Raw genomic sequence first — 26,678 nt, forward strand, 5'->3', positions numbered from 1 at the left:
CACGTGAGCACGGATCGGCCGCAACGCTTCCGGTGGCTCCTGCACATCGATCTCGACCAATTCCAGGTCTCGGTCGAGCGTCTGCGGAGTCCCGAGCTCGCCGACGTCGCGCTCATCGTCGGTGGCAACGGCGATCCGACCGAGCCACGCAAAGTCGTGACGTGCGCGTCATACGAGGCTCGCGCACAAGGCGTCCGCGCGGGCATGCCGCTGCGCGCCGCCCACCGCAAGCTTCCCGACGCCGTCTTCGTCCCCCTCGACACCGAGGCATACGACGCCGCGTCGGCAGAGGTCATGGACACGATCCGCGGACTCGGGTACCCGGTCGAGGTCTGGGGCTGGGACGAGGGATACGTGGGAGTCGAACCAGTTGGCCCCGAACCAGTTGGCACCGAAACAGTTGGCACCGAAACAGTTGGCCCCGAAACTCTGCACGACGCCGCATCCGTCGCGAACAACGCCGTCGACGACGCCGCGATCACCGAGATCGCGGCCCGCATGCGCACCGCGGTTCTCGGTGCAACCGGCCTCGATTCGTCGGTCGGGATCAGCGACAACAAGCAGCGCGCCAAGATGGCCACCGAGTTCGCCAAGAAGCCCGACAGGCTCCCACCACGAGCCCCCCAAGCGACCGTGGAGTCGTCGACCTTCCTGCCGGTGCAACCGTTGCCCGACAAGGTATTTCTGCTCGACGACCGCAACTGGATAGAACTCATGGGGCAGCGTCCCACCAGGGAGCTGTGGAGCGTCGGACCCAAGACCGCGCAGAAGCTCAGCGCCAATCACATCGACACCGTCGACGATCTGATCGCCACGCCGCGCGACGACCTCATCGCGACATTTGGTCCGCACCAGGGCAATTGGCTCTACGTGCTGTGCAGGGGCCACGGCGACTCGACGATCACCGCGGAACCGTGGGAGGCGCGCTCGCACTCGAAGTCGCGGACCTTCCCCGCTGATCTGACATCGGTCGCCGAGAAGCACTCCGCGGCACAACAATTGACCCGGGAACTGCTCGACCAGGTGATCGACGAAGACCGCGTGCCGTTCCGGGTTGCGGTCACAGTGCGCACGTCGACCTTCTACACCAGGACCAAATCGCGCAAGCTCGCCGCGCCGACGGTCAACATCGCAGAACTCACACCGGTGGTCCTCGATCTTCTCGACCGATTCGACGCCGACCGCCCCGTGCGACTACTCGGAGTACGCATGGATCTCGTACCCCTCGACGCCGAGACGACCGCCGATACCGATCTAGACCTCGAGGTGACCTGATGCAGAACAGGATTCGCGCAGTGTGGCCGGCGATCACGGCGGCGTTGGCGGCTGTGCTCGCACTTGTGTTCGGCGCAGCATCGGCCGACGCCGCGCCCCGACTTCCCGTCACCTACAACTTTCTCGACGGCGCACGCGCAGAACTCGCGCATCCGGGCGGCTCCCTGCCGGGCACCAACGACTTCTCCTGCCGTCCGACGCCGCGCCACCCTCGACCCGTCGTCCTCGTGCACGGCAGTGGCGGTGGACAGCAGACGAATTGGGCAACGCTCGCACCCGTGTTGGCCAACGAGGGCTACTGCGTCTTCGCGCCGACGTACGGAGCCTTGTCGACGCAGTGGCCCGCGTCGGCACTCGGTGGGCTCGGCCCCAAAGAAGACAGCGCCTGGCAACTCGCGTCGTTCATGTCGAAGGTCATGGCTGCGACGCACACCGACCAGGTCGACGTCGTCGGGCATTCACTCGGTACTGAGATCCCCACGTATTGGATGAAGTACCTCGGTGGTCGTGGCCACGTGGCGCACTACATCTCACTCGCCCCGTACTGGCGCCAGGGACCCGATGACGACGATGCGCGCGGTGAGGCTATCGCCGGGTTCCGACGCGCGCTGGGAGTACCGACACCGAAACGCCCGAGCTGCCCGGACTGCGTTGCGCCGCCGCGCGATCTGGACTTCAACCACGCTGTGCGACAGCCGACTCCCTACCTTCCCGGAGTGAGCTACACGAACATCGTCACCCGATTCGACGACATCGTCACGCCCTACTGGGTCGGTATTGCGCCCGGCGGTCCGGGAGCGTCGGTGCGCAACATCGAGTTACAGGACGGATGCAACCGCGACTTCGCCGACCACCTGTCGATCGTGGCCGACCGCCGAGCAGTCGCACACGTCCTCAACGCACTCGACCCCGCGCATCCGCGACCGGTGCCGTGCGTGTTCGTGCCGCCCGTCACAGGTGGTTAGCAGCCTGCAGGGGAGACGCTCTCGTTCGAGACATGTTCGCGGGCATGGGCGATCGCGTCGTCGAGGTTGGTCATCAAGTGATTCTCATGACGGAGTTCGTCGATCACTCCGACGCCTTCGAGCAGCTTGAGATGGTCGTCCTGCACACCCTTGATGATGACGGTGATGCCGCGGCTCTCGAGATCGGAGACGATCTCGGCGAGCGTGTGCGCCCCCGTCGCGTCGAGCATTCCGAGGTGCGACATCCGGATGATCACCACACGCACCGTGGTGTCGGAGTGGGCGCCGGACGATATTGCCGTCGAGATGCGTTCTGCCGCACCGAAGAACATCGCTCCGTCGAGGCGGAGCAGTGCGATCGCGTCATCGCCCGGTTGTGCTGGACCCGGTAGCTCCTCACGCGTCACACTCGACCGCTTGGCGACCTGCCGCAGTGCGAAAAATGCTGCCACGACAATCCCGATCTGCACCGCCTCGATGAGGTCGAAGCAGACGGTGATGACTGCTGTCACCACGAAGATCACAGCGTCGGATCGTGTGGAACGCATGATCTTTCGGACGGTCGACGACGAGATCATCCGGAAGCAGGTCACCATCAGCACACCCGACAGCGCTGCCAGCGGTATCTGCGAGACCGGGCCCGTCGCCAGATAGACCACGCCGAGCAGGAAGATCGAGTGCACGATGGCAGACACGCGTGTGCGTGCTCCCGAGCGCACGTTGACCGCCGTCCGCGCGATCGCTCCGGTCGCGGGCATACCGCCGAACAGCCCCGACGCCACGGACGCGAGTCCCTGGCCGGTGAGTTCGCGGTCGGGATCGTACGGTCCCGTCGGCGACATCGTTGCGGCGACCCGCGCAGACAGCAGCGACTCGATCGCCGCGAGCGCAGCGATGGCAACAGCTGCTCCCGCAAGGGATTTCATGGTCGAGACGTCGAGGTGTGGTAGTGCGGGTGCAGGCAGGTGTGAGGGGAGTTCGCCGATTCGACGCACCCCGAGGTGCATGAACCCGACGACCACGGTCACGAGGATGACCGCGGTCAACGACTCGGGAATGCTCCGATGGATGCGCGGCAATCCGACCATCAGCACGGCGATCACGGCGACGATGCCGAGTGTCTGCAGCGCGACGCTCCAGTCGGCATGTGCGACAACGTGAATGGCCGCCGGCAGGGTGCGTTCGCCCTTCGGGGCATCGGCGCCGAACGCCGCGGGAACCTGCTGCAAAAAGATGATGACGGCGATACCGAGTGTGAACCCCTCGATCACCGGCCACGGGATGAACGTGACAGCCCGTCCGAGACCTACGACTCCCGCGATCAGCACGATGATCCCGGCCATCACCGTGACCAACGCGATCGACGAGATACCGTGCGCCGCAACGATGGGCGCGAGGATCACGGCCATCGCACCCGTCGGGCCGGAGACCTGTACGTGCGACCCGCCGAAGATCGCGGCGACGAGACCCGCGACGACAGCGGTGATCAGACCCGCGGCTGCCCCGACACCCGAACTGATGCCGAAGGCCAGTGCCAGCGGGAGGGCGACGACGCCTACGGTGACACCTGCGATGAGGTCTGACTTCCAGGACCGACGCAGTCCGGCGTAGTCGCCGGTGGTGGGGATGAGTCGCAGCATGCGGCGCGGGGTGATCGCATGCAGCCACGCTGAGCTTGGACGCCTCGACCCTGTGGCCGTCGCGCTCACTGGGCGACGACGGGCGGGAGCGCAGCCATCGAGTCGAGTTGGTCGCGTTCGGCACCCAGCGTGTCGGCGAGGAAACCGCGCGCGGTCACGAGAAGGTCCGCGACCTTCGAGTTCGCCAGGCTGTAGAAGACGGCGTTGCCGACGCGTTCGCTGTGCACCACGCGGTGACGCTTCAAGACCGCGAGGTGCTGCGACATCGTCGTCGGTTCGAGACCGGTGATCGTCAGCAGTTCGCTGACGGGCGTCGGCCCACCGTTGGAGCTGAGCACCTCGAGCACGCGGATCCGAACCGGGTGTGCGAGCCCTTTGAACAGGTTCGCCTTGATCTCGTAGAGCGGTTGCGGCCAGCTGGTCGTCATGTGCCCGACCTCCTCGGTGTTGACATATGCGGGCGGTGAAATGATGGATTACGCAATTGCGCAATCCATTGATAGCACTTCTGGCCACTCGGGTCGAGTCGGGTGTGACGAACTACGCCTCGGCGCGCGGTACTCGGACGCCGAGGAGTTCGGCGTCGGGATCGGCGTCGAGGCCGAGGCGATCCCAGTCGAGGGTCACCGCCACGACGGCGTATGCCGAGGTCGGGAAGCGATCGATGTATCCGCCCGGGTCGAGGGTGAGCGCCGTCTCCGGCATGCCCGGTTCGTGTCCGACGACCAGAACGGTCGACGCATCTGCCGGTGCATAGACCCTCACGACCTCCAGGATGTCGAGGGGTGAGCCGCCGTAGATCTCGTCGAGGAAGGTCGTCGGCGCGCTGATCCCGGTGCGTTCGAGCGTTTCGCGGGTGCGTGTCGCGGTCGAGCAGAGCACGGCGTCGACTCGGAGATCTTCGGAGCGAATCCACTCGCCGGCGAGGGCCGCTTCTCGACGCCCCCGCTCGGCGAGCGGTCGGTCGTGGTCGACGACGCCCGCTGGGTAGCCCGACTTACCGTGCCGCATCAGAATCAAGGTACGGGGTGCTGTGTTCATGAGAGGCTCTGCGAGCAGCTCATGCGATGTTCCGTGACCGGCCTGCGCGGTGATCGCCGCGCAGGCGGGCGTCGGCGATACGCAGCACGGTGACGGTCGCCCGCCACGCCGCGGACTCCTGCCGACAGAACTGCGCGTGGTCGTCGTTGCCTGCCACCGACGCCTCGTCGGCCTGGGCATCGAACTCGTAGGCCTCGTCGAGGCAGTCGGCGATGATCGACAGCACGGTCGAATGGTCGGTGTGCGCTGCGTCGAGGACCTTGGTGATCGTGGCTGCGTCGAGGGTTGCGAGTTGTTCGAGTTCGGTCCGAAACCACGCGATGGCGCGTGCGTCGTCGTGCCCGGAAGTGCTGTGTTGTGTGCCCCGCATCTCTTCAGATTAGTGCGGTAGACCGACGCAAAGCGGCTGCGACACCATTAGCCTGGTTCCCGTGCACTCCTGGCTTCCCGCGCTGCTGGCTACTCTTGCAGCACTGCTGATCGCTGGAGGCACGGTGCTTCGGCAGCGTGCTTCCCGCGCGTCGGGGGCCATCACTCCTGGCTGGTGGCTCGGTGCGGTGATCGCGATCATCGGGTTCGTGCTCCAGGCGTCGGCGCTCGGGCTGGGTTCCATCCTGTTGGTCCAGCCCCTCGTCGTGCTCGCGGTGTTGTTCGCGTTGCCGCTCGAAGCGTGGGCAGACCACCGGCATCCGCAGCTCAAGGAGTGGGCATGGGGTGCGATCCTCGTCGGCTGTGTCGCAACATTCCTGCTGATTTCTCGCCCTGAGCCGTCGCTTCGACGACCCAACGACGTGGTGGTGTGGGGGACTGTGGCGGTGGTCGCGGCGGTCGTCATCGCGTGTGTCGTCCTTGCCGAGCGATCGACCCCGCACTACCGAGCGCTGTTCTACGGGCTGGCAGCGGGAACGCTGTTCGGAGTGTCGGCGCTTCTGGTCAAGACGGTGGTGTACCAGGCGACACACCACGGCATCCACACCTTCGCGAGGCCCGAGATATACCTCCTGGTTCTGGTGGCGGCGGGAGCCGTGGTGGCCCAGCAGAGAGGGTTCGGCGCGGGCGACCTGCAGACGTCGTTCCCTGCCATGAACGTGATGGAGCCCGCCGTGGCGATGGCGCTCGGTGTGGTGCTCCTCGGTGAAAACCTCAAGGTGTCCGTGCCCACCGCGCTGTTCCTCGGGATCGTGCTCGCCGCGATGGTCCGCTCCGTCGTCGAACTCGCGAAATCCTCGGCGGTGCGGGGCGAAGAACGCGATGCGCAACTGCGTGAGTCGAGGGTCTCGCCGATCCGCAGTGTCGCCTGACGGGAGTGTTCGACGCCGGGCGTCGTGCGCGTGCGTTCAGGCGTCGATGCGCTCGATCACGTTCGCGATGCCCTGCGCCCATTCGGCAGCAGCCTTCGCCGGCTTGATCGACGACGAGTTGTCGTGGCGGAAATGCTCGCCGACCTGGGTTGCTCCGTGACGGGTCAGGAGTTCGGCCATGAGCTCGCCGCCGCGGTTGAATGTCTCGCCGTAGATGGTGTCGCCGAGTCCGAATACGCCGAATCGCACGCCGGAGAGATCCGGGGTGGTCTCGGTGATCTCTTCGGCGAACGGCTCGGCCCCTGTCGGTAGTTCACCCTCGCCGTAGGTCGAGCAGACGATGACGAGGAAGTCGTCGGGATCGAGATCCTCGACGGCGAACTCGCTCATGTCGTAGATCGACGGATCGTGCTCGGCAGCCAGGACATCGGCGATGGCGTCGGCCACGAGCTCTCCGTTGCCGGTCTCGGTGCCGTAGAGGATGACGACGGACACGATCTGCTCCCTTGTTTTCGCTGGTGGGCTCTCACCCTGCTGGGTCTGTGAGTGCGATCGACACGCGACCGCAACCAAACAAAGGCTACCCTAACTGGCCGCTGGGGTGCATCGGAGTCTTTGTCGAAAGCGTTTACGAGATTACTTGGATGTCCTAGTATGTGTGGGACAGGGTCCGCTGGCTCACATCTCCGGGGCCCCGCAAACCTCCACGACTCTCGACAACCCAGAACAGGTGATCACCGGTGACCGCTGCTGCATCCGTACCGTCCATTCCGCACTACCTCAACGGTGCGCGCGTCGAGGTGGCCGACGGACGTCACGCCGACATCTTCAACCCCAGCACCGGAGCGGTCCAGGCGTCCGTCCCCCTCGCGAGCACCGACGACGTCGCCGCCGCTGTCGCAACCGCCGTCGAAGCGCAGAAGGAGTGGGCCGCGTGGAATCCGCAGCGTCGCGCCCGCGTGCTGATGCGCTTCGTCGACCTGGTCAATCAGAACGCCGACGAGATAGCGACGACGCTGTCGCTCGAACACGGCAAGACGCACGCCGACGCCCTCGGTGACATTCAGCGCGGCGTCGAGGTCATCGAGTTCGCCATCGGCATACCGCATCTGATCAAGGGTGAGTTCACCGAGGGTGCGGGCTCGGGCATCGATGTGCACTCGATCCGCCAGCCGCTCGGCGTGGTCGCGGGCATCACCCCGTTCAACTTCCCGGCCATGATTCCCTTGTGGAAGGCCGGGCCCGCACTCGCATGCGGCAACGCTTTCATCCTCAAGCCGAGCGAGCGTGACCCGTCGGTTCCGGTGCGTCTCGCCGAATTGTTCACGCAGGCAGGTCTTCCCGACGGAGTGTTCCAGGTGGTGCACGGCGACAAGGAGGCCGTCGACGCGCTGCTGAACCATCCGGAGGTGAAGGCGCTCGGCTTCGTCGGTAGCTCCGACATCGCGCAGTACATCTACTCGACCGCCGCGGCGAACGGCAAGCGCTCGCAGTGTTTCGGCGGCGCCAAGAACCACATGATCATCATGCCCGACGCCAATCTCGACCAAGCAGCCGACGCGCTGATCGGAGCAGGTTACGGCAGTGCAGGCGAGCGATGCATGGCGATCAGCGTCGCCGTTCCGGTCGGGGAGCAGACCGCAGAACGGTTGCGCGCCAAGCTGATCGACAAGGTCAACGCGCTGCGCGTCGGCCACAGTCTCGATCCCAAGGCAGATTACGGTCCGCTGGTCACGGCAGCGGCACTCGAGCGCGTCAAGGGCTACATCGGCAAGGGAGTCGAGGAGGGCGCAGAGCTCGTCATCGACGGTCGCGAGCGTGCGAACGACGAACAGACCTACGGTGACGACGACCTGTCGAATGGCTTCTTCATCGGCCCCACGCTCTTCGATCACGTCACCAAGGACATGTCGATCTACACCGACGAGATCTTCGGGCCGGTGCTCTCGATCGTGCGCGCGGGCGACTACGAGGAAGCACTCGCACTCGCGTCGGATCACCAGTACGGCAACGGTGTTGCGATCTTCACCCAGGACGGTGACGCCGCCCGCGACTTCACCGCGCGTGTCGACGTCGGCATGGTAGGCGTCAACGTGCCGATTCCGGTTCCGGTGGCCTACTACACCTTTGGCGGTTGGAAGCGCTCCGGATTCGGCGACCTCAACCAGCACGGACCCAGCTCGATCCAGTTCTACACCAAGACCAAGACGGTCACGTCGCGCTGGCCGTCGGGCGTCAAGGACGGGGCGAGCGGAGCGACGGGGTATGACGGCCGCGCCGAGTTCGTGATCCCGACGATGGACTGAGGGCGATGACCACCACGACATCCGCCATACCGACCGGCGGCCTCGACGACGACGAGCGCGTCATCGTCGAGACCGCGGCGGCATTTGCCGCCAAAAAGCTTGCGCCGCATGCACTGGAGTGGGATGCGACTGATCACTTCCCGGTCGCTGAACTGCGTGAGGCTGCCGAACTCGGCATGGGAGCCATCTATTGTGCAGACGACGTCGGCGGTAGCGGCCTGCGGCGACTCGACGGTGTGCGCATCTTCGAGCAGCTCGCCTACGCCGACCCCGCCGTTGCGGCATTCCTCTCCATCCACAACATGTGCACCTGGATGGTCGACAGTTACGGCACCGATGAACAACGTGCACACTGGATTCCGCGGTTGGCGAGTATGCAGACCATCGCGAGCTACTGCCTGACCGAGCCGGGTGCCGGCTCCGACGCCGCGGCGTTGTCGACCCGCGCGGAGAAGGTCGGCGACCACTATGTGCTGACCGGCGTCAAGCAGTTCATCTCGGGCGCCGGGTCGTCGGATCTCTACGTCGTGATGGCACGCACCGGTGGCGACGGACCGAAGGGTATCTCGACGTTCCTCGTCGAAAACGGCTCTGACGGACTGAGCTTCGGGGCGCAGGAGCACAAGATGGGATGGCACGCGCAGCCGACAGCGCAGGTCATCCTCGACGAGGTGCGCGTTCCCGCCACCAACCTGCTCGGTGAGCAGGAGGGCATCGGCTTCGGGATCGCGATGAACGGGCTCAACGGGGGAAGACTCAACATCGCGGCGTCGTCTCTTGGTGGGGCACAGGCCGCCTTCGACAAAGCGGCGTCGTACGTCGCGTCGCGAAAGGCGTTCGGGAACAACCTGATCGACGAGCCGACGATCCGCTTCACCCTTGCCGACATGGCCACCTCGCTGCAGAGCTCTCGCCTGATGCTGTGGCACGCGGCGTCGTCTCTCGACGCGAATGCGCCAGACAAGGTGGAGCAGTGCGCAATGGCGAAGCGATATGTCACCGACGCCTGTTACACCGTCGCCGACCAGGCGCTGCAACTCCACGGCGGATACGGCTACCTCACCGAATACGGCATCGAGAAAATCGTCCGCGATCTGCGCGTGCACCGCATACTCGAGGGGACCAACGAGATCATGCGCGTCGTCGTGGGTCGGTCGGTGGCCGCACGGTTCCGCGAGTCCTGACCAACTCCACCTGACCACACTCACTTCAACACAGGGAGAATCGACAATGACGACGATTGCCTTTCTCGGACTCGGCAACATGGGCGGCCCCATGGCCGCCAACCTCGTCAAGGCCGGACACACCGTGCACGGTTACGACCCCGTCCCCGAAGCGGTCAAAACCGCCGAAGCCGCAGGCGTGCAGACCTTTCCGACTGCGGTCGAGGCGGTCGCCATCGCCGAGGTCGTGATCACGATGCTCCCGAGCGGAGCCATCGTCAAGAAGCTCTACGACGAGATCCTGCCGGCCACCGCCACGGGCGCGCTGCTCATCGACAGTTCGACGATCTCCGTCGCCGACGCGCGCGAGATAAATTCGCGCGCAGCAGATCACGGGTTTGCGCAGGTCGACGCCCCGGTCTCGGGCGGCGTGAAAGGCGCGGTCGGCGGCACGCTGGCGTTCATGGTCGGCGGCACCGAGGAAGTGTTCGTCGCGGCACGGCCGACGCTGGAACCGATGGCGGGCAAGATCATTCACTGCGGCGACTCCGGAGCGGGTCAGGCGGCCAAGGTGTGCAACAACATGCTGCTCGCCGTCCAGCAGATCGCGGTCGGCGAGGCGTTCGTGCTGGCCGAGAAACTCGGGCTCTCCGACGACGCGCTCTACGACGTGGTCACCGGCGCGACCGGAAACTGCTGGGCCATCGAGACGAACTGTCCGGTCCCGGGCCCGCAGCCGACGTCGCCCGCGAACAACGACTTCAAGCCGGGATTCGCCACCGCGCTGATGAACAAGGACCTCGGCCTCGCGCTCGACGCCATCGCCGACACCGGGTCGCGCGCACCCCTGGGCGAGCACGCCGCCGCGCTGTACCGCACCTTCGCCGAACAGCACTCCGACCTGGACTTCTCGGCGATCATCACGACATTGCGCTGAATCTGTTCGGGCTTTGTGCCGGAATCCGGCACAAAGCCCGAACTGATGGCTGGACACGAGTTCATCGGAACCCACGACGGGCCCGAGACGTCAAAGACCGCATGGACATCAACGAAGCCATCGTGCGCCACGACGGGGTCATCACGACGGAGCTGGCTCTGCAGTGCGGTGTGACGCGGTCCGCGATAGCGCGTCACGTCAAGGCAGCGCGGTGGACGCGGGTCGCCCGCGGCGTGTTCCTGGTCGCGGGACACTTCCGGTCAGACCGCGCGCAGGCGAGGATTGCGGTGCATTCTATTGGTCCCGACGCCGTCCTCGCCGGGGTGGCCGCGGCCTGGTGGCACGGAATCGAGGCATCGCCACCAACCAAGCAACTCGTCCTGACCGGCCATCGCGGAACACACACACGACGGTCGTCGACGGCCATGCCGCGGTTCCGACGACTCGACGACGTGGACGTCGTGAGTAAAGACGGCCTCCGGGCTACGTCGGTCGAGCTGTCACTGGTTGATGCTGCCATCGAGCGAGGTATCGACGTGCTCGATCGAGGGTTACTCACGAAACGGGTCACACTGCAGGGTTTGCGCGACGCGCATGGTCGCTACCCGAAACGGCATGGCGGCGCGGTCGTCAGCACCTACCTCGATCTGCTCGGAGACGGTACCCGGTCAGCGGTCGAGCGCATCCTCGCTCCGCTGCTCGAACAACTCGGCGTTGCCTGGGTGGCGGGCCTGGCCGAGGGCGACTACGAGATCGACTTCGCCTTTCCTGCAGCGATGCTTGCCGTCGAGGTCGACGGCTTCGCTTTCCACCGCGACGCCAAGGCTTTCCAGCACGATCGGACTCGCCGCAACGCCCTGATCGCCAAGGGGTGGACGGTGCTGAACTTCACGTGGGCCGACCTGATCGAGCGGCCCGAACACGTACTCGAGTCGATCATGGCCGAACTGCAAAAGACTGCCGCGTGATCCGTACGGCTTTTGTGCCGGAATCCGGTCGATAACCCGAACGGATGGTCGGCCCGTCATTGCGCTCAGAAGTCACCCGCGTTGTGGCGCAGTTCGTGGATCGCGTCGACGAGTCCTGCGATGTGTTCGGGGGGCATGCCGACGTCGGCGAACACCTCGCGGTTGAGAGTCGACGTCGCGTCCTCGACCGTCGAGCGGCCCAGGTCGGTGATCTCGACGAGCGTGGTGCGACCGTCGGTGGGGTGGGGGAGACGTCGAACGAGTTGCGCCTCCTCGAGGCGTCGAATCGCATGGGTGACGCTGGTGACGTGCACCTGCAGGCGGTCGCTGGCTTTGGTGATGGGGAGCGCACCGTTGCGTGAAAAAGCAAGCAGCCGAAGCAATTCGTAGCGCGAGAAGGTGAGATCGTATGGGCGGAGCGCTGATTCGACGCGGGCCAGCAGGATCTGGTGGGCTCGCATCACGGACGTCACCGCGACCATCCCGTCTGCGACGTCGCCCCACCCGGCCGAGGTCCAATTGGCCTTCGCCTCGGCGATCGGGTCGAACTCCATGCTGTGCCCTGCCATGGACGTCAGCCTATCGGTCGTCCCCACCCTCTGGTGACGTCCCGGGCGTTGCTCGCCAACCGTGGAGTGTTGCAAGGGCAGCCCGGGCCGGGTCGGCGTCGGGTGGGACCAGGCCTGCCAGCAGCAGTTGGGCGAGTCCGTGCACACTCGACCACAGCGATACGACGATCGTCGACGGTTCGCCCGGTTTGTACCGGCCCGAGTCGACGGCACGCTGCACGGCGTCGGCCAGGGGAGTCATCGCGCGCGCGGCGCTCTGCTCGAACTCCGGTGTGGGTGTCAGTCCCGAGGCGGTGGGGGAGAACATGACCTCGAAGAGCCGCGGATTATCCAGTGCCCATTGCACATACATGATGCCGAGGCCTGCGATGTCGTGGTCGGGATCGGCCGACGATCCGACCGACTCCTGCGCCGACGCGAAGCTCTTGAACGCGCGAATGACTACGCCCAGTTGCAGGTCCGCCATGCTGCCGAACAGTGAGTAGACCGCGGTGGTCGACGTCCCGGCAGCCTGCGCGACGGTCCGGACGGTCAACGCGCCGAATCCGTCGGACGTGGTGATGGCCACGGCGACGTCGAGGAGTCGTCTGCGCAGATCTGCGGTGTGCACTTTGGGTCTTGCCATGCCGCTCATTGTTTCATAACATCGTTTCGTAACACCGTTACGAAACAGGGGACGACCATGCCGAAGACTCACAAGATCTCGCGAATGACCAACATGCCGCCGCCGGAGGGTACTTCGCTGTTCCTCATCGGCATGCGCGTGAACCATCCATTGAGGCTCAAGTCGTGGTTGTACGTCTTCTTCGCGATGCCCCGGATGTTGCTCTACCTGAGTAGACGCCGAGATTCTGGAATGCTGCTCTATCGGTTGTATCTCGGACCCTCGCCGATGGTGCTGTCCTACTGGCGGTCTCCCGAAGCGTTGCAGGCTTTCGCCGCCGATGCTGCTGCCCCGCATCTACCGGCGTGGCGGTGGTTCAATTCCACTGTCCGTGGACGAGACGACGTCGGAATCTGGCACGAGACCTACGTCATCGGTGATCACGAGACGATCAGCTACGCGATGCCGCCGTGGGGTCTGGCCAAGGCCATCGGCGGCAGACCGATTGATGGTCCGCACGCGAGTGCGCGGGGCCGGCTCGCCGAGAATGCGCGTCGACCCAACACATGCCCACGGTCGTGAACTTCAGGCGCGGCTCCTGTGCGTGAGCGGCATGTCGATCGCGCCCACGGTCGTGAACGTCAGGCGCCGCTTCGGTGCGTGAGCAGCATCTCGATCGCGCCCACGCTCGTGAACGTCAGGCGCCGCTTCGGTGCGTGAGCAGCATCTCGATCGCGCCCACAATCGTGTCGACGAGGTCGGCGGCGGTGCGGCCGTCGAGTTCGTCGCGCTGTTCGTCGGAGCGGAGCATGATCATCGATTCGACGAGGCGGAAGGGGAGCAGGCTGCGGGTGTCTGAGGGGTCGTCGAGCACGGCGGCGGCGAGTGTTTCGTAGGCGGAGGCGAGTTCGCTTCGCGCTGTGCGGAATTGGGCGTAGCGGTCGTCGCCCACCTCCGGAAGTAGGTACAGCGAACCGAGGTTCCAGCGCTCGTCGACGAGTTGTGCGGCGTCGAACCGGGCGAGGTCGAGGAGTCGGTCGAGGGGGGCGCGGTCGTCGTCGAGCAGTTCTCTTGCGCGCTCGAGAGATCCGACGACGGTGGCGTCGAGTAGCGCGGCGAGGATGTCGTCCTTGTTCTTGAAGTAGTGATACATCGATGCCTGGCGGATGCCGACGGCCTCGGCGATCATGCGCGTCGACGTCCCCGTGTAACCGTGGCGGCAGAAGAGTTCGGCTGCGGCGTCGAGGATTTCCTCACGCGCGGTGGCTCCCCGTCTGCGTTGTTCGACGAGGCGCGGTCGGCCGGGGCCTGCCGCCACTCGGCCCGACCGGGACGCAGTGCTCATTCGGACGCTCTTTCATTCGTGCTGGGGCGTGGGTTGCGGCAAGTTCGTCATCAAGTCTAGTCCGCCCAAATCACGGGAATCTCGCGGTCAAACGCGGTCCGCGCTGCGCGGAAGTGAAGTGACCTGGGCCGCGTAACACGCTCGTAGCGTGAGTTTCCATCCCGGCAACATATCTGTCACCCGATAGAAAAAGCACAGGCGTTATCTATCAACTGGCAGATAAACCCGCTCAATGTGGAGCCTCACCGCAAAGGACTGGATCGATGACCTCCACCGCACAACCGCCCGCGGATTCGACATTCACAGTGGCTCCCACCCCGACATCAGGCGCCGACGCCGACGATCTCTCAGAGTTCGGCTACGACCAACAACTGCACCGTTCGCTCGGCAAGTTCGCCTCGTTCGCGGCGGGGTTCTCCTTCGTCTCGATCCTGACGACGATCTTCCAGCTCTTCGGACTTGGTTTCGGCTTCGGCGGCCCCGCCTTCTTCTGGACCTGGCCGATCGTCTACGCGGGTCAGTTCCTCGTTGCGCTCTGCTTTGCTGAGATCGCTGCGCGGTATCCGATCTCCGGGGCGATCTATCAGTGGTCGCGCAGGATGGGCGGCGAGGTCATCGGCTGGTTCGGTGGCTGGTTCATGATGATCGCTCAGATTGTCACCGCCTCGGCTGCGGCCATTGCGCTGCAGGTGGTGCTGCCCAGTGTGTGGAGCGGCTTCCAGATCCTCGGCGACGACCCCACCCTCACCTCCACGTCGGGCGCGGCGAACGCCGTCCTGCTCGGCTCGGTCCTGTTGATCGCTGTGACCGCGATCAACTGCATCGGCGTCAGGTGGATGAGCCGGGTCAACAGCATCGGTGTCACCTGTGAACTGGTGGGTGTCGTCGCGGTGGTGCTCGCCTTGTTCACTCACGCCAAGCGTGGGCCGGGAGTCGTCTTCGACACCGGCGCGCCGGGACAGCAACCGGGTTACATCTGGGCGTTCATCGTTTCCGGTCTCATGGCTGCCTACGTGATGGTCGGATTCGGCTCGGCGGGCGAACTTGCCGAGGAAACCCGCAACCCGCGCCGCGTCGCGCCGCGCACCATCCGAATGGCACTGACCGTGTCGGCGATCGGCGGCGGACTCATGCTTCTCGGTGCGTTGATGGCCGCGCCGACACTCGACGACGAACTCGCGACGGGCGGTCTGCCGTACGTACTCGACTCGGTCCTCGGCGGTTTCTGGGGCAAGGTGCTGTTGTGCGACGTCGCGGTGGCCATCTTCATCTGCACCCTTGCCATCCAGACGGCGTGCTCGCGGCTGATGTTCTCGATGGCGCGTGACGGACGACTTCCGTTCTCGGCCAGACTCGCTTATGTCAACAGCCGAACCGGGACACCGATTCTGCCGTCGATCCTCATCGGTGTGCTGTGCATCGCTATCCTGGTCGTCAACGTCGGCAACTCGGCAATCTTCGCCACACTCGCGAGTGTCTGCATCATCCTGATCTACCTCGCGTACCTCGCGGTGACCGCCCCGATGCTCTACCGCCGCTTCAAGGGCTGGCCCTCCGGAGGCGTGCAGGTCGACGCCGAGGGCAAGAAGCTGTTCGGGCTCGGACCGTTTGGCATCGTGGTCAACCTGCTCGCCGTCGCCTATGGGTCGCTCATGGTGATCAATCTGGCGTGGCCGCGCGCCGAGGTCTTCGACCCGACCGGGGAGATGCCGATCCTGCGGTGGGCCGGCCCCATCTGCATCGTGGCCACGGTTCTGGTGGGCATCGCGTGCTACCCGCGCGGCAAAGCGCATCCCAAGCCGGTTACCGCACCCGTGTGATCGCTTCTTGCGACGGCACATTCATCGACACATTCCCGGAAGGGGTCATCATGACCAACTCGACAACTACCTCGACTGCCTCGACCGCAGGCGCCAAAGCCCACGCGCGCTCGCAGGCCGGCGCCATCACCGACTCCATGCCCGTGGTGCCCGCCACCGACTGGCCGACGACGATCACCGACGTTGATTCGTCGACGCTCACCTGGGCAGAGACGGTTCCCGGCGGCAGGTACACCACCAAGGTGCTCGCCCGCGGGACCCGAATCCGATTGCGCGACATCACCGGTGACGCGTGCGCACACCTGCTCCTGTGGCGCGTCGACGCCCCGTGGGAACGCCTCAACGTCGCCGACACCGTCAAGGTGCCCTGGCAGGCCTACCTCACCACCGGCCACCCCCTGCTGAGCGATCAGGGCAGGGTGCTCGCCACCATCGTCGACGACACCAGTGGGCACCACGACGCGCTCACGGGCACAACCACACTCGCCGACAATGCCGCCAAATACGGCCACGGAGAGGCATATTCGACGACTCCCGCGGGGCGTGAGCTTCTCAAGCTGGCCGCGGCCAAGAACGGCTTGACGCCCACCGATGTGGCGCCGTCGCTCTCGCTCTTCGAGGGAGTGAAGGTCGACGACGAGGGATCGTTCGAGTTCCAGGGGAGCGCGGGCGCTGACAAGAGCGTCGACCTGCTTCTGCACCTGCCGTGCATCGTGGCAATCGCCAACACCGCACACCCGCTCGACCCAAGCGCGGACTTCCGCTCGGGGCCCCTCGAGGTGCTCGCGTGGCGTGCCACCGACGACCTCGATGCTCTGCTCGCCGGCGTGGCCGACCGCGACCCCGAATACCAGCGCGCCGTGGCCAACAGCGAAGACGTCTACGGCGCAGCGCGCTTCTGACGGCGAGTGGTTTCGACTCGGGTGCTCGCTGCGCTCGCGCCCGGCTCAACCAGCGGATGCCAGTGGTTTCGACTCGGGTGCTCGCTGCGCTCGCGCCCGGCTCAACCAGCGGAAGGTGCTCGCGCCCGGCTCAACCAGCGGAACCGTTGAGCAGCCACGAGGAACGAGCCGTTTCTCGCTGGTTGAGCAGCCGCGAGGAACGAGCGGCGTGTCGAAACCACCACCCATCCCCGAACTACACACATCCGAACGCAAGGACCACTGATGACCACCACGATCAACCCCACCACCGCCCCGGCGGCCGACCTCGCGCTCGTGCCCGGCGACGTCATCTACGACGGCATCGTCGCTGAGCGCGCTCCCTGGTCGGAAGTCGTTGCCGCGGGCGATGTTGCGACCATCGTCGACCTCCACGGCAACCAGGCCGTCGACACGCTGTTCTTCGGCGGCCACGACCACTCGGTCCGCTACTCGGCGCAGACAACCATTGCCGCGCAGGGGAACATCTTCCTGACCACCGGCACGGTGATCCGCGACCAGGAGTCGCAGCCGATGATGACGATCGTCGCCGACGAGGTCGGCAATCACGACACCCTCGGCGGCGCGTGCTCGCAGGAGTCCAACACGCTGCGCTACGGCCATCACACCAAGCACCAGCACGCGTGCGTCGAGAACTTCCTCATCGGTGGCTCACGACACGGCCTCGGCAAGCGGGATCTCGTCGGCAACGTCAACTTCTTCATGAACGTGCCCGTCGACCCCGACGGCGCACTCGGGATCGTCGACGGCCTGTCCGCGCCCGGCAAGCGCCTCGCGCTGCGCGCCGAAGTCGACACTCTCGTGCTCGTGTCCAACTGCCCCCAGATCAACAACCCCTGCAACGGATTCGACCCGACTGCCGTCCGCGTGATCGTCACGCGGCCGCGGGGCTGACCGAGTACCGACCGCCAGGAGACGAGATGAACAGCCAGACAACACAGTTCGACGGCATCGAGGTGCTGCGCGCCGGACCCATGACCACCATCCAGGATTGGCCTGGCCGCGTCGGCTACTGGAAGGTCGGTGTCCCGCCGTCGGGTCCGATGGACGACCTGTCCTTCAGGTTGGCCAACATGGCCGTCGGAAATCCGGTCGATGCCGCGGGACTCGAGGTGACGATGCTCGGACCACGCCTGCGTTTCTCGACGTCGGCAACTGTTGCCGTGACCGGCGCCCCGGTCCAGTTGACTCTCGACGGAGTCGTTGTGCCCCAATGGGTCCCACTCACGGTGCCCGCGGGCGGCGTGCTCGACATCGGAGCCGTGGGTTCCCTCGGACTGCGCGTGTACATCGCGATCTCCGAGGGTGTCGAGGCGGAGGAGTATTTGGGCAGCCGTTCGACGTTCACGATGGGCAAGTTCGGCGGACTCGACGGTCGCGTCCTTTCCGACGGTGACATTCTGGCGCGGGCGGGTCTCCCGACCGTGAACTCGACGCGGATTCTCACCGAGGAGCAGCCGGCGTTCACGAACGCATGGCAGCTCGGGGTGACGGTCGGACCGCACTCGGCCCCGGAGTTCTTCACTCCTACCGACATCGCCGAGATCATGGGCACCGACTATCAGGTGCACTTCAACTCCGACCGCACGGGGATTCGCCTGGTCGGCCCCAAACCGCAGTGGGCACGGACCGACGGCGGCGAGGCGGGGCTGCATCCGTCGAATATCCACGACAACGCGTATTCGGTTGGAGCACTGGACTTCACCGGCGACACCCCGATCCTGCTCGGCCCCGACGGACCGAGTCTCGGCGGGTTCGTCTGTCCGGTGACGGTGACGGCGGCGGAGCGATGGAAGCTGGGGCAGCTCAAGCCCGGTGACACGGTGCGGTTCGTCGCGGTCAAGGCGGCAGAGGCGGCGTCGCCCGCAGAACTGGGTCTCGCACGCAGAGCGAGCTTCGTCGATGTCCTTTCTCGCGGAGGCGATCCCGACAGCGGAATTCTGGGAACCACGACGACGGCCGACGGCACCACATCGGTGACCTACCGCCGCAGCGGCGACGACAACATCCTCGTCGAGTACGGCGAGATGCGCCTCGACCTCGCGCTTCGTGCCCGCGTGCATGCGCTCGCCGAGCGGATTGAAGCGGAGAACCCCGCGGGCCTTGTCGACCTGACACCCGGAATCAGATCGCTTCAGGTGAAAGCAGATCCGACGAAGTGGTCGCAGCACGCCATGCGGGACTGGCTCATCGAGTGTGAGAGTCAGCTCCCGGCAGCGTCGGAACTCGTGGTACCCAGCCGCACAGTGCATCTGCCGCTGTCGTGGGATGATCCAGCCACGCGTGAGGCGATCGAACGGTACATGCTCGGCGTCCGCTCCGATGCTCCCTGGTGTCCGTGGAACATCGAGTTCATCCGACGGATGAATGGTCTCGACTCGGTCGACGACGTACACCGGATCGTGTTCGACGCCGACTACCTCGTTCTCGGTCTCGGAGACGTGTACCTCGGTGCGCCCGTGGCGGTTCCGCTCGATCCGCGGCATCGACTGGTCACCACGAAGTACAACCCGGCACGTACCTGGACCCCCGAGAACGCTGTCGGCATCGGGGGTGCCTACCTCTGCATCTACGGTATGGAGGGGCCCGGCGGCTACCAGTTCGTCGGCCGCACGACGCAGGTCTGGAACCATCGCTATCCGCAGCAGGCTCCGGGATTCGATCCCGAACATCCCTGGCTGCTGCGCTTCTTCGACCGCATCAAGTGGTACCCGGTCGGCGCCGACGAACTGCTGGACATGCGGGCCGACGTCGCGGCTGGCCGCGGCGACAGCGTGCGCATCACCGAAGGCACCTTCTCGCTGGCAGAACACGAGCGCTTCCTCGCCGACAACGCCGACGCCATCGCCGCATCCCGCTCGACGATGGAGTACGCGCGAGCCGAAGAGCGTGAACGATGGTCTCTGGCAGGAGAGTTCACGACGACCGAGCAGAACGAGGCCGGCAACTCCAATCCGAAGGGGAAGGTCGCATGACGAAGATCGACGATATCTACGCCGCGATCCGCGACGCCGATCGGCCGGAAGTGTTCATCACGCTTCGTCCGCAGGCCGACGTCGCACGCGACTACCAGCAGTCTCTGGCGAGCGGTGGATCGCTGGCCGGGATGACCCTCGCCGTCAAGGACAACGTCGACGTCGCGGGATTGCCCACGACGGCAGCATGTCCCGGCTACGCCTACGTGCCCGACGCGGATGCGCCCACTGTTGCCGCGCTGCGCAAGGCGGGTGCGGTCGTCATCGGAAAGACCAACCTCGACCAGTTCGCCACCGGCCTCGTCGGAACCCGCAGTCCCTATGGCGCCGTGCGTGATTCGCGGCGAGCTGATCGAATCTCCGGCGGGTCGAGTTCCGGGTCGGCGGTTGCCGTCGCACTCGGTTTCGCCGACATCGCGATCGGTACCGACACCGCCGGGTCGGGTCGTGTCCCGGCGGGTCTGCAGGGGATCGTCGGCGTGAAGCCGACCGTCGGTGCGATCTCCACCGTCGGGATCGTGCCCGCGTGTGCCGACTACGACGTCCCGACGATCTTTTCCGCCGATTTCGAGCTTGCGAACCTGGCCACCGGAGTGATGGCAGAGGCAAATGGCGAGCGATCTTTTGACAGTGCAACCAGGTTCGCAGCGCCCGAGGCCCCGATCATTGCGGTGCCCGCCGAACTCCCCGAACTCGACGACGGCTGGCGCGTCGCCTTCAGCGATGCAGTGGCCGCGGCCGAGGCTGCTGGTTTCACGATCAAGACCGTCGACCTCACGCCCTTCCTCGCCGCGGCACGACTGCTCTACGACGACGCCCTCGTTTCTCAGCGATACGACGCCGTCGGTGAGTTCATCGACAGCGCAGCCGATTCCGACAACTCAGCCGATTCCAACAAGGTCGGTCTCGATCCCGTTGTGGCGCAGATCGTGTCGAAGGCATCCGGCTACACCGCGGTCGATCTGCTCCGTGCTCGACGTCGACTCGCAGAACTCAGGGCGCTGGCGATGGACCAGTGGGGCGATGCGACAGCACTGATGGTGCCGACGGCGCCGTTCCATCCACGAATCGACGAGGTCGCCGCAGACCCGATCGGCGTCAACAGTCGGATGGGTACCTACACCAACTTCTGCAATCTGTTCGACCTGTGCGGGCTGGCGGTCCCGGCAGGCGTCGTCGACGAGGCCGACGGAACCGAATCCCAGTTCGGCATCACGCTCCTCGCGGGTGCACACGAGGACGCCGTTCTCATCAATCTTGCTCGGCGACTGCGGGTTTCGGCGACCAACACTCGTGATAGCGCATCATTGACCATGCCGACGTGGCCCGAGCGTGTCGCGCCATCGGTCGAGCTGGCCGTATTCGGTGCACATATGGCGGGTGGACCGCTGACGCACGAGCTCAGCGGTCGTGGCGCGCGCTGGGGTAGGGAAGTACGCACTGCGTCGTCGTATCGCCTTGTGGCACTGGACACGACGCCGCCCAAGCCCGGATTGATTCGCGACGTCGATGCGGGGCGGGTCATCGAGGGGGAGAGCTGGGTGCTGTCGCCGACCGCCGTCGGGGAGTTCCTCGCCGCGCTGCCGCAGCCGATGATGCTCGGCAAGGTCGAGCTCGCCGACGGCGACTGGGTGGTCGGATTCGGATGTGACGCTCAGGCCGGGGAATCGGGCCGCCCGCTCGAGCGCACGCGGTGGTGATCGCCGACGAGCGGACGTTCGCGGCGCTAAATTGTGAACGGTCGTGCGCTGAAAGATGTTCTCTCCCGGCGCATTCTGGCAAGACGTTGAGTGGACTCCCCAACACGGTCAGCATTCGAGCGTTTTACTGAAATCGTCCGCTCTGGGTGAACTGTGGTGATTCAATCCTCCTAGCTCGGGGACGGTACTCGGGCGGATGTCTCGGAGGGGTAAGCCACATGGCTCAATCGGCGGTGAACGGTGCGCGGCGCGGTGGAGTTCGTCGAGCGGAGAAACAGGATCGACGCCGCAAGCGCAAGGCCGGTCAGCGCGCCGCAGCCGGCGCCGTGGCGGTCGCCGCCGCAACCACGCTCGGCTTCGGGCAGACGGTCGGGGCGGGGCACGCGGAGGCCGCGGTCGCCGACGACATCGTCAACTCGATTGTCGATGGGGCCGGAGCGGTCGCGGGCACGTGGAACATCGACGTCTGCGCCACCGGCGGGACGAAGGGAAGCGCCAACTGCGAGGATGCGACAAAGCTGGGTGTCGCAGTTGTCCTGCCCGACGAGATTTCGGTGATTCCCAGCAGCGCCAACACGGCGCATGGGTCTGCCGTCGTCAAGGGGTCGGGATACGAGTTCGCTTTGGCGGGCCGCGAAGGCAAGGCGACGGCGATCGCCTACCTGCCGGTGAGTCTCGCGACAGCGGGAGCCACAGATGGACGCACTGCCTGGTCGTTCGCCGTGCTCGGAATGGCGAACGCATGGACGACGGATGCCACGGATGTCACGGCGTGGCACAACGGACTGCGATTGACCAGCATCCCGGGCGTGAAGTCTGTTGGCTGCTACGGAGGGTTGACCGCTGCCTACGCCGAAGGCGTGGGCGCCTGTAGCAATGTCCTGGGAACATTCGATTTCCGCTACTCCGAGCTCGATGCGTCCAAGCACAAGCTGTCGACTCCCGAGGTTCAGTTCGCGCTCACCGACCCGACCGCGGTGCTCTCGGATCCGGCCGGCGTTTTCGCGGACGTGATCAGCGACCTGCTGGAGGGGGAGACTCCTACTCTCAGCAAGGACTTCACCAGGCTCACCGTCGGGGGCGACCGGACGGATGCGTACGGTCTGCCCGTGTTGTTCACGCTCACAAGCGATTACGGCACGCAGGCGCCCATCGTGGTGCACTGGCTCGGCTCGTCGGTGACGTTCAATCCGACGGTGACGGTCAACGGCAAGGTCAAGCCGAACCATCTGGGACTTCCCGTGGTCACCCTCGCCGACGTCGACACCGCGCAGTTGCTCCCGACCGTCGACATCCCCGAAATCACGTTCCCGTTCGGGGTGCCGTCGTTGGGTCCGTTCGACGGGTCTACCAGCGCCGTCAGCAGGTCGACGGCCTCATCGTCGGTGAGCGCTCTGCGTGCCAACGCCAGCGAGACCATCGCTCCCGCGGACACCGACACCGACACGACCGCGGCGTCGAGCACCGCTGACGCACCGAGGGCAACGACCGAAACCGACACGGCGACAAAACAAGTCGACGCTACATCAGTACCGAAATCGACAGCCGTTGCCGCGCAGAGAGATTCGCGCGATTCCAGCGCATCAGGGTACGTGGGCAGACACCGCTCGCTCGATGACTACGTCGGTAAGCATCGTTCGACGGATGGCACCGGGAGCCCAGCCGGCACGGCGTCCAACGGCGTCGCGAGTACCGAGGGCGCAACCGACACCACCGATACCCACACACACGACACCGGGACTTCGTCGGAGTCAGCGCACTCGACCGATAACGCCGCGAGCAGTCAGTAGTACCGGCCCGGCTCCGCGCCACGAGATCGGCCTGTTCCTTCCGCACGAACTGAGGCGTTTGTTACAACGGAAGAGGCCGATCACTCGACGCGAGGAGACGACAATGAGCGAACCGATCTCAGGCGAAGACCTGCCCGACGGCGTCGTCGACCCCGAAGCGCCACTCGACGACGAGCCGGGCGAATCGCTTGCCGACGATGCGCCGCTCGACGAATTCGTTGACCCGCTCGCGGGCGTCGAACCACCACAATCCGACGACGTTCCGAGCGCGGACTACGTCGACCAGCACCTTGACGTCGACGAGGTGGAACCACCCAGGCGCGACGACTGACCCCAGAACCACCGCGGGCCGAAAGAGCCGGGGGCGGCCCGGAAATGCGGCGCCCAGAAATGCTGCGCGTTGACCCTGAAACGCCGATAGCTCCCAGAGCCCGATTGGCTACAGTGGAGCCACCGACGCAGGTTCGCCCCAATGGTGTCGCCGACCGCTCTCTCATCGGAGTCCAGCGGCCGACGGCGGCGCGCGCTAGGAGGAAGTCATGGCGATCGATCCCGCAAAGAGCAAGGCAGTCTCACAGGTGGTGCGCGAGCATCCGGGGATGAGCCTCGTGGCGATCTCGCCAGGCATCGTGGTCTTCCTCCTGGTGGGGTTCTTCGCCAACTGGTTTCTGGCGATCGTGCTCGGCGTCGTCATGGTGGCGGGCGGGTACTACATGCTGACGCGACAGAAGTGAGCAGGGCATAAACCGGTGCGAGAACGACTGCGGACGGGTGACGTTCACTCGTGGGCAACGAGGCCCCGACGTTGAGCGCACGCGTCGACGCCTATATCTGGGCCATCCGGCTCACAAAAACACGTTCGGCTGCGGGTGACGCATGCCGAGGTGGCCACGTTCGGGTCAACGGAGCGACCGCGAAGCCCGCGCAGCACGTCAGCGTCGGCGACGAGGTGCGGCTGAGGTTGGGTGGTCGAGAACGCATCGTCGAGGTGACCCAGGTGATCACCAAGCGAGTCTCGCCCGCCGCGGCGTCGGCCTGCTACATCGACAAGAGTCCACCGCCGCCGGCCAAGGAGATCCTGGCGAGTCAGCCACGACGCGATCGTGGTGCCGGTCGGCCGACGAAACGCGAGCGACGCGAGATCGACAAGCTGATGCGCGGGGGCTTCCTCGTGTCGTTGGCGGTGGTGATCGCGCTGATCGGTAGTGCGTGCTCATCGGATTCCGACGATTCGGGAGGCAACAGCAACGGCAACGCTGCGGCGCCGCCGGCCAAGGCGGGGTCGGGTCCGTTCTTCGGTGAATGCGGAGGCGTGACCACGGAGGAGGTCAACAGCCTCGCAAAGCTGGGAACGCTGACCAACACGGTGAACAATTCGTCGGTGTGTGAGTGGTCGTCGAGCGTCGATCGCACCGGGCCGGTGGCATCGTTCAACTGGTATCGCGGATCACCGATCGGACGTGAGCGCGCCACCGAGCAACTCTCCCGCGAGTCGACCAAAGACATAGAGATCAACGGCCACAAGGGATTCATCGCCTCCGACACGGGCATCTGCGAGATCGGCATCGCTTTCGGCGCCGACTTCTTCGAGTGGTCGGTGAGCGCCGGGACGTCATCACTGAACGCGCAGGGTCCCGACACCGAACAGATCTGCGACGCCACGCGCCAACTGTCCACGATGTCGATCGAGCGTGCATCATGAGGCGCCTGCGACGCGTCGTCGTGCCACTGCTTGTCGCTCTGGCACTGCTTGTCGGAGCGCTGTCGGGCTGCACCATCGACGGTCAGGCGGTGTCGTCCGAGCAGGCCAACGCCGATCAATCAGGCAACGTCGACACCGACCGGTTCGACAAGCTGACCCTCGAATGCCAGGTGCTCTCAACCGCCCAGCTCGCCAAGGCGGTCGGCGGGACATCGGCACGGGGCACCTTCAACGGCGCGATCTGCCGGTGGATCGTCGACGGGCCGGTCACCGCGAATGTCACGTTCAACTGGTTCGAATGGGGCGACTTCAACGTCGAGAAGGACACCGCCAAGCGGCTCGGCTACACCACCGAGAACGTCCGGATCGTGAGTCAGGCGGCGTTCACACAACGCGACCCCAAGCGCCCGGCTGTGTGCGGTGTGACCACCCGCGCGCCGACCCGCGGCGTCTACACGTTCTGGGTCGAACCGATCGGCGGCGCCGCAGCGGCAGACCCGTGCACCGCTCCGACAAAGCTGATGGAGCTACTCCTCAACGGTGGCCAATAGTCGCTGCCGCGACGGTGGCCAATAGTCGCTGCCGCGACGGTGGCCAATAGTCGCTGCCGCGACGGTGGCCAATAGTCGCTGCCGGGCACTACAGCGCGCGCCGGGGCATGATCTATGCCCATGGGACACTCCGGGTTTCCAATCCTCCGTGCGGTATGCGTTCCAGCGCTGGCGGCGCTTGCGATCGTAGGGGTCGGGTCGGTTGCCGACGCGGCCCCGAGCAACCGATGCGCCGGCGCGACAGTCACCACCAGGACTGCCTCGCCGTCTCCGACGGGGTGGGCTGAGAACCTCACGTTCGATCACTCGGGCAACCTGTGGGTCTCACGTCTCTACGGGAATTCGGTGGAGCGCTACGACCGGTCCGGCCGACGCACCGCGACCGTCCCGGTGCGGGCGCCGGGCGCGCTGCGCATGAGTCCTGGCGGCGACCTGTATGTGAACTCCGGCGACCAATTGTCGTTCGGCGCCGAACGCAACGGCGTCGTCGTGAAGTTTGATCCGCTTGCGCCGCAACCGAATCCGACGGTCTACGCACGAGGGTTCGCGATGCCCAACGGTCTGGCTTTCGATGCGCGCGGGTTCGGATATGTCGTCGACAGTGTGCGCGGCGTGGTTAGGATCGCGCCGGGTGGCGCCATCGACCAGCAATGGACGGATAGAGCCCGCGCCGCGCTCACCGCGTCGCCGGCTGTCAATGGGATCAGCCCCAATGGCGCGGTGGCCATCGGCAACGACCTCTACCTGACCTTCACGGCAAGCCGGACGGGCCGCGTCGTCGCACTACCGCTCGACGATCCCGGCTCGATTCGGGTCGTCGCCGACCTCACGGCTCCACTGCCCGGCTTGCTCGATGACCTCACCGCACTGGATCCGCACACGGTGGCCGTCACGTCGACGCTCGGCTCGCTCGCCCTCGTCGATGTGCGGACGGGCGCGCGGTGCACCATCGCACTCGGCGCGCCGGCGACGGCCGTCGCTGTGCAACCCTCGGATACGCGTGCGCTGGTGGTCGCGTCGGAGACCGGCGCCCTGCTTGACGTACACCTCGCCGGGTGAACACAAGGCAAACGTATGTTCGACTA

27 protein-coding genes are annotated in these 26,678 nt (G+C 65.7%); 19 read left to right on the plus strand and 8 right to left on the minus strand.

Annotation, left to right across the window (positions count from 1 at the left end):
* The first annotated feature begins 3 nt into the window (after nt 1-3).
* Nucleotides 4-1,275 carry a DNA polymerase IV gene (locus B3T59_RS23890; RefSeq protein WP_287005300.1) on the plus strand — a complete coding sequence of 424 codons (1,272 nt, stop codon included), beginning with the start codon at nt 4-6 and terminating at the stop codon, nt 1,273-1,275.
* Nucleotides 1,275-2,240 (plus strand): esterase/lipase family protein, encoded by a 966-nt coding sequence (locus tag B3T59_RS23895; protein WP_197501514.1) that lies wholly within the window; start codon nt 1,275-1,277, stop codon nt 2,238-2,240. The genes B3T59_RS23890 and B3T59_RS23895 overlap by 1 nt, the downstream gene beginning before the upstream one ends.
* On the opposite strand, the gene B3T59_RS23900 is transcribed toward B3T59_RS23895, so the two are convergent.
* The 4 genes from B3T59_RS23900 to B3T59_RS23915 form a co-directional block, all read right to left on the minus strand.
* Nucleotides 2,237-3,880 carry a SulP family inorganic anion transporter gene (locus tag B3T59_RS23900; protein WP_287005301.1) on the minus strand — a complete coding sequence of 548 codons (1,644 nt, stop codon included), beginning with the start codon at nt 3,878-3,880 and terminating at the stop codon, nt 2,237-2,239. The two genes, B3T59_RS23895 and B3T59_RS23900, sit on opposite strands and share 4 nt — an antisense overlap.
* A 65-nt stretch (nt 3,881-3,945) precedes the next feature.
* Nucleotides 3,946-4,308, minus strand: coding sequence for an ArsR/SmtB family transcription factor (locus B3T59_RS23905; protein WP_064864963.1), 363 nt, complete (start codon nt 4,306-4,308; stop codon nt 3,946-3,948).
* Between the two features lie 112 nt (nt 4,309-4,420).
* A complete protein-coding gene (locus B3T59_RS23910) occupies nt 4,421-4,921 on the minus strand; it encodes a SixA phosphatase family protein (RefSeq protein ID WP_287005302.1) in 501 nt (166 codons plus the stop codon).
* A gap of 19 nt (nt 4,922-4,940) precedes the next feature.
* Complete coding sequence (locus tag B3T59_RS23915; RefSeq protein ID WP_287005303.1) at nt 4,941-5,291, minus strand: hypothetical protein; 351 nt, start codon at nt 5,289-5,291, stop codon at nt 4,941-4,943.
* A 61-nt stretch (nt 5,292-5,352) separates the two neighbouring features.
* Between B3T59_RS23915 and B3T59_RS23920 the strand changes: the two genes are divergently transcribed.
* Nucleotides 5,353-6,222, plus strand: a complete 870-nt coding sequence (locus B3T59_RS23920; RefSeq protein WP_287005304.1) for a DMT family transporter — start codon at nt 5,353-5,355, stop codon at nt 6,220-6,222.
* A 36-nt stretch (nt 6,223-6,258) separates the two neighbouring features.
* On the opposite strand, the gene B3T59_RS23925 is transcribed toward B3T59_RS23920, so the two are convergent.
* Nucleotides 6,259-6,717: a flavodoxin domain-containing protein gene (locus B3T59_RS23925; RefSeq protein WP_287005305.1), complete on the minus strand. Its 459-nt coding sequence runs from the start codon at nt 6,715-6,717 to the stop codon at nt 6,259-6,261.
* Between the two features lie 245 nt (nt 6,718-6,962).
* On the opposite strand from B3T59_RS23925, the gene B3T59_RS23930 reads away from it, so the two are divergent.
* The 4 genes from B3T59_RS23930 (at nt 6,963) to B3T59_RS23945 (ending at nt 11,596) form a co-directional block, all read left to right on the plus strand.
* Nucleotides 6,963-8,528 carry a CoA-acylating methylmalonate-semialdehyde dehydrogenase gene (locus B3T59_RS23930; protein WP_287005306.1) on the plus strand — a complete coding sequence of 522 codons (1,566 nt, stop codon included), beginning with the start codon at nt 6,963-6,965 and terminating at the stop codon, nt 8,526-8,528.
* A gap of 5 nt (nt 8,529-8,533) precedes the next feature.
* Nucleotides 8,534-9,712 (plus strand): acyl-CoA dehydrogenase family protein, encoded by a 1,179-nt coding sequence (locus tag B3T59_RS23935; RefSeq protein ID WP_287005307.1) that lies wholly within the window; start codon nt 8,534-8,536, stop codon nt 9,710-9,712.
* A 46-nt stretch (nt 9,713-9,758) separates the two neighbouring features.
* Nucleotides 9,759-10,628: a 3-hydroxyisobutyrate dehydrogenase gene (gene mmsB, locus B3T59_RS23940; RefSeq protein ID WP_287005308.1), complete on the plus strand. Its 870-nt coding sequence runs from the start codon at nt 9,759-9,761 to the stop codon at nt 10,626-10,628.
* A gap of 101 nt (nt 10,629-10,729) precedes the next feature.
* Nucleotides 10,730-11,596, plus strand: coding sequence for a type IV toxin-antitoxin system AbiEi family antitoxin domain-containing protein (locus B3T59_RS23945; RefSeq protein WP_287005309.1), 867 nt, complete (start codon nt 10,730-10,732; stop codon nt 11,594-11,596).
* A gap of 65 nt (nt 11,597-11,661) precedes the next feature.
* Here the strand turns inward: B3T59_RS23945 and B3T59_RS23950 are convergent, their stop codons facing one another.
* Nucleotides 11,662-12,165, minus strand: coding sequence for a MarR family winged helix-turn-helix transcriptional regulator (locus B3T59_RS23950; RefSeq protein ID WP_005206543.1), 504 nt, complete (start codon nt 12,163-12,165; stop codon nt 11,662-11,664).
* Between the two features lie 10 nt (nt 12,166-12,175).
* A complete protein-coding gene (locus B3T59_RS23955; protein WP_313316408.1) occupies nt 12,176-12,790 on the minus strand; it encodes a TetR/AcrR family transcriptional regulator in 615 nt (204 codons plus the stop codon).
* A gap of 84 nt (nt 12,791-12,874) precedes the next feature.
* Here B3T59_RS23955 and B3T59_RS23960 point away from each other — a divergent pair, with 84 nt between their 5' ends.
* On the plus strand, nt 12,875-13,351 hold the full coding sequence (locus B3T59_RS23960) for a DUF4188 domain-containing protein (protein ID WP_231895175.1): 477 nt from the start codon (nt 12,875-12,877) through the stop codon (nt 13,349-13,351).
* A 115-nt stretch (nt 13,352-13,466) separates the two neighbouring features.
* Here the strand turns inward: B3T59_RS23960 and B3T59_RS23965 are convergent, their stop codons facing one another.
* Nucleotides 13,467-14,114, minus strand: coding sequence for a TetR/AcrR family transcriptional regulator (locus tag B3T59_RS23965; RefSeq protein ID WP_064864925.1), 648 nt, complete (start codon nt 14,112-14,114; stop codon nt 13,467-13,469).
* A 263-nt stretch (nt 14,115-14,377) separates the two neighbouring features.
* Here B3T59_RS23965 and B3T59_RS23970 point away from each other — a divergent pair, with 263 nt between their 5' ends.
* From B3T59_RS23970 to B3T59_RS24020, 11 genes are all read left to right on the plus strand, one after another.
* Nucleotides 14,378-15,934, plus strand: coding sequence for an amino acid permease (locus B3T59_RS23970; RefSeq protein WP_064864922.1), 1,557 nt, complete (start codon nt 14,378-14,380; stop codon nt 15,932-15,934).
* Between the two features lie 50 nt (nt 15,935-15,984).
* Nucleotides 15,985-16,836, plus strand: a complete 852-nt coding sequence (locus tag B3T59_RS23975) for an urea amidolyase associated protein UAAP1 (protein WP_064864919.1) — start codon at nt 15,985-15,987, stop codon at nt 16,834-16,836.
* A gap of 264 nt (nt 16,837-17,100) precedes the next feature.
* On the plus strand, nt 17,101-17,769 hold the full coding sequence (locus B3T59_RS23980) for an urea amidolyase associated protein UAAP2 (protein WP_064864915.1): 669 nt from the start codon (nt 17,101-17,103) through the stop codon (nt 17,767-17,769).
* Between the two features lie 26 nt (nt 17,770-17,795).
* Nucleotides 17,796-19,850, plus strand: coding sequence for a 5-oxoprolinase/urea amidolyase family protein (locus tag B3T59_RS23985; protein ID WP_064904180.1), 2,055 nt, complete (start codon nt 17,796-17,798; stop codon nt 19,848-19,850).
* A complete protein-coding gene (atzF, locus tag B3T59_RS23990; protein ID WP_287005311.1) occupies nt 19,847-21,550 on the plus strand; it encodes an allophanate hydrolase in 1,704 nt (567 codons plus the stop codon). Before B3T59_RS23985 ends, atzF begins: the two co-directional genes overlap by 4 nt.
* A 218-nt stretch (nt 21,551-21,768) precedes the next feature.
* Entirely contained in the window at nt 21,769-23,340 is a 1,572-nt protein-coding gene (locus B3T59_RS23995) for a hypothetical protein (protein ID WP_287005312.1), read from the plus strand.
* A gap of 103 nt (nt 23,341-23,443) precedes the next feature.
* Nucleotides 23,444-23,671: a hypothetical protein gene (locus B3T59_RS24000; protein WP_064864902.1), complete on the plus strand. Its 228-nt coding sequence runs from the start codon at nt 23,444-23,446 to the stop codon at nt 23,669-23,671.
* Nucleotides 23,672-23,879: 208 nt separating this feature from the next.
* Nucleotides 23,880-24,074: a hypothetical protein gene (locus B3T59_RS24005; protein WP_005206552.1), complete on the plus strand. Its 195-nt coding sequence runs from the start codon at nt 23,880-23,882 to the stop codon at nt 24,072-24,074.
* 71 nt (nt 24,075-24,145) lie between these two features.
* Complete coding sequence (locus B3T59_RS24010; RefSeq protein WP_287005320.1) at nt 24,146-25,042, plus strand: DUF3558 family protein; 897 nt, start codon at nt 24,146-24,148, stop codon at nt 25,040-25,042.
* Nucleotides 25,039-25,593 (plus strand): DUF3558 domain-containing protein, encoded by a 555-nt coding sequence (locus B3T59_RS24015; RefSeq protein WP_287005313.1) that lies wholly within the window; start codon nt 25,039-25,041, stop codon nt 25,591-25,593. Before B3T59_RS24010 ends, B3T59_RS24015 begins: the two co-directional genes overlap by 4 nt.
* 345 nt (nt 25,594-25,938) lie before the next feature.
* A complete protein-coding gene (locus B3T59_RS24020; RefSeq protein ID WP_287005314.1) occupies nt 25,939-26,652 on the plus strand; it encodes a hypothetical protein in 714 nt (237 codons plus the stop codon).
* Nucleotides 26,653-26,678: the final 26 nt, after the last annotated feature.

This window comes from Gordonia sp. UBA7860 (assembly GCF_002500165.1).
GTDB lineage: Bacteria > Actinomycetota > Actinomycetes > Mycobacteriales > Mycobacteriaceae > Gordonia > Gordonia sputi.

Bases quoted from the DNA above. Each gene is read 5' to 3' on its own strand.
- B3T59_RS23980 (WP_064864915.1), top strand. From the start codon at position 17,101: ATGACCACCACGATCAACCCCACCACCGCCCCGGCGGCCGACCTCGCG.
- B3T59_RS24005 (WP_005206552.1), top strand. From the start codon at position 23,880: ATGGCGATCGATCCCGCAAAGAGCAAGGCAGTCTCACAGGTGGTGCGC.
- B3T59_RS23900 (WP_287005301.1), bottom strand. From the start codon at position 3,880: ATGCTGCGACTCATCCCCACCACCGGCGACTACGCCGGACTGCGTCGG.
- B3T59_RS23955 (WP_313316408.1), bottom strand. From the start codon at position 12,790: ATGGCAAGACCCAAAGTGCACACCGCAGATCTGCGCAGACGACTCCTC.
- B3T59_RS23970 (WP_064864922.1), top strand. From the start codon at position 14,378: ATGACCTCCACCGCACAACCGCCCGCGGATTCGACATTCACAGTGGCT.
- B3T59_RS23965 (WP_064864925.1), bottom strand. From the start codon at position 14,114: ATGAGCACTGCGTCCCGGTCGGGCCGAGTGGCGGCAGGCCCCGGCCGA.
- B3T59_RS23895 (WP_197501514.1), top strand. From the start codon at position 1,275: ATGCAGAACAGGATTCGCGCAGTGTGGCCGGCGATCACGGCGGCGTTG.
- B3T59_RS23985 (WP_064904180.1), top strand. From the start codon at position 17,796: ATGAACAGCCAGACAACACAGTTCGACGGCATCGAGGTGCTGCGCGCC.
- B3T59_RS23960 (WP_231895175.1), top strand. From the start codon at position 12,875: ATGACCAACATGCCGCCGCCGGAGGGTACTTCGCTGTTCCTCATCGGC.
- B3T59_RS23910 (WP_287005302.1), bottom strand. From the start codon at position 4,921: ATGAACACAGCACCCCGTACCTTGATTCTGATGCGGCACGGTAAGTCG.
- B3T59_RS23905 (WP_064864963.1), bottom strand. From the start codon at position 4,308: ATGACGACCAGCTGGCCGCAACCGCTCTACGAGATCAAGGCGAACCTG.
- B3T59_RS23995 (WP_287005312.1), top strand. From the start codon at position 21,769: ATGGCTCAATCGGCGGTGAACGGTGCGCGGCGCGGTGGAGTTCGTCGA.
- atzF (WP_287005311.1), top strand. From the start codon at position 19,847: ATGACGAAGATCGACGATATCTACGCCGCGATCCGCGACGCCGATCGG.
- B3T59_RS24015 (WP_287005313.1), top strand. From the start codon at position 25,039: ATGAGGCGCCTGCGACGCGTCGTCGTGCCACTGCTTGTCGCTCTGGCA.
- B3T59_RS23935 (WP_287005307.1), top strand. From the start codon at position 8,534: ATGACCACCACGACATCCGCCATACCGACCGGCGGCCTCGACGACGAC.
- B3T59_RS23950 (WP_005206543.1), bottom strand. From the start codon at position 12,165: ATGGCAGGGCACAGCATGGAGTTCGACCCGATCGCCGAGGCGAAGGCC.
- B3T59_RS23975 (WP_064864919.1), top strand. From the start codon at position 15,985: ATGACCAACTCGACAACTACCTCGACTGCCTCGACCGCAGGCGCCAAA.
- mmsB (WP_287005308.1), top strand. From the start codon at position 9,759: ATGACGACGATTGCCTTTCTCGGACTCGGCAACATGGGCGGCCCCATG.
- B3T59_RS23915 (WP_287005303.1), bottom strand. From the start codon at position 5,291: ATGCGGGGCACACAACACAGCACTTCCGGGCACGACGACGCACGCGCC.
- B3T59_RS23945 (WP_287005309.1), top strand. From the start codon at position 10,730: ATGGACATCAACGAAGCCATCGTGCGCCACGACGGGGTCATCACGACG.
- B3T59_RS24000 (WP_064864902.1), top strand. From the start codon at position 23,444: ATGAGCGAACCGATCTCAGGCGAAGACCTGCCCGACGGCGTCGTCGAC.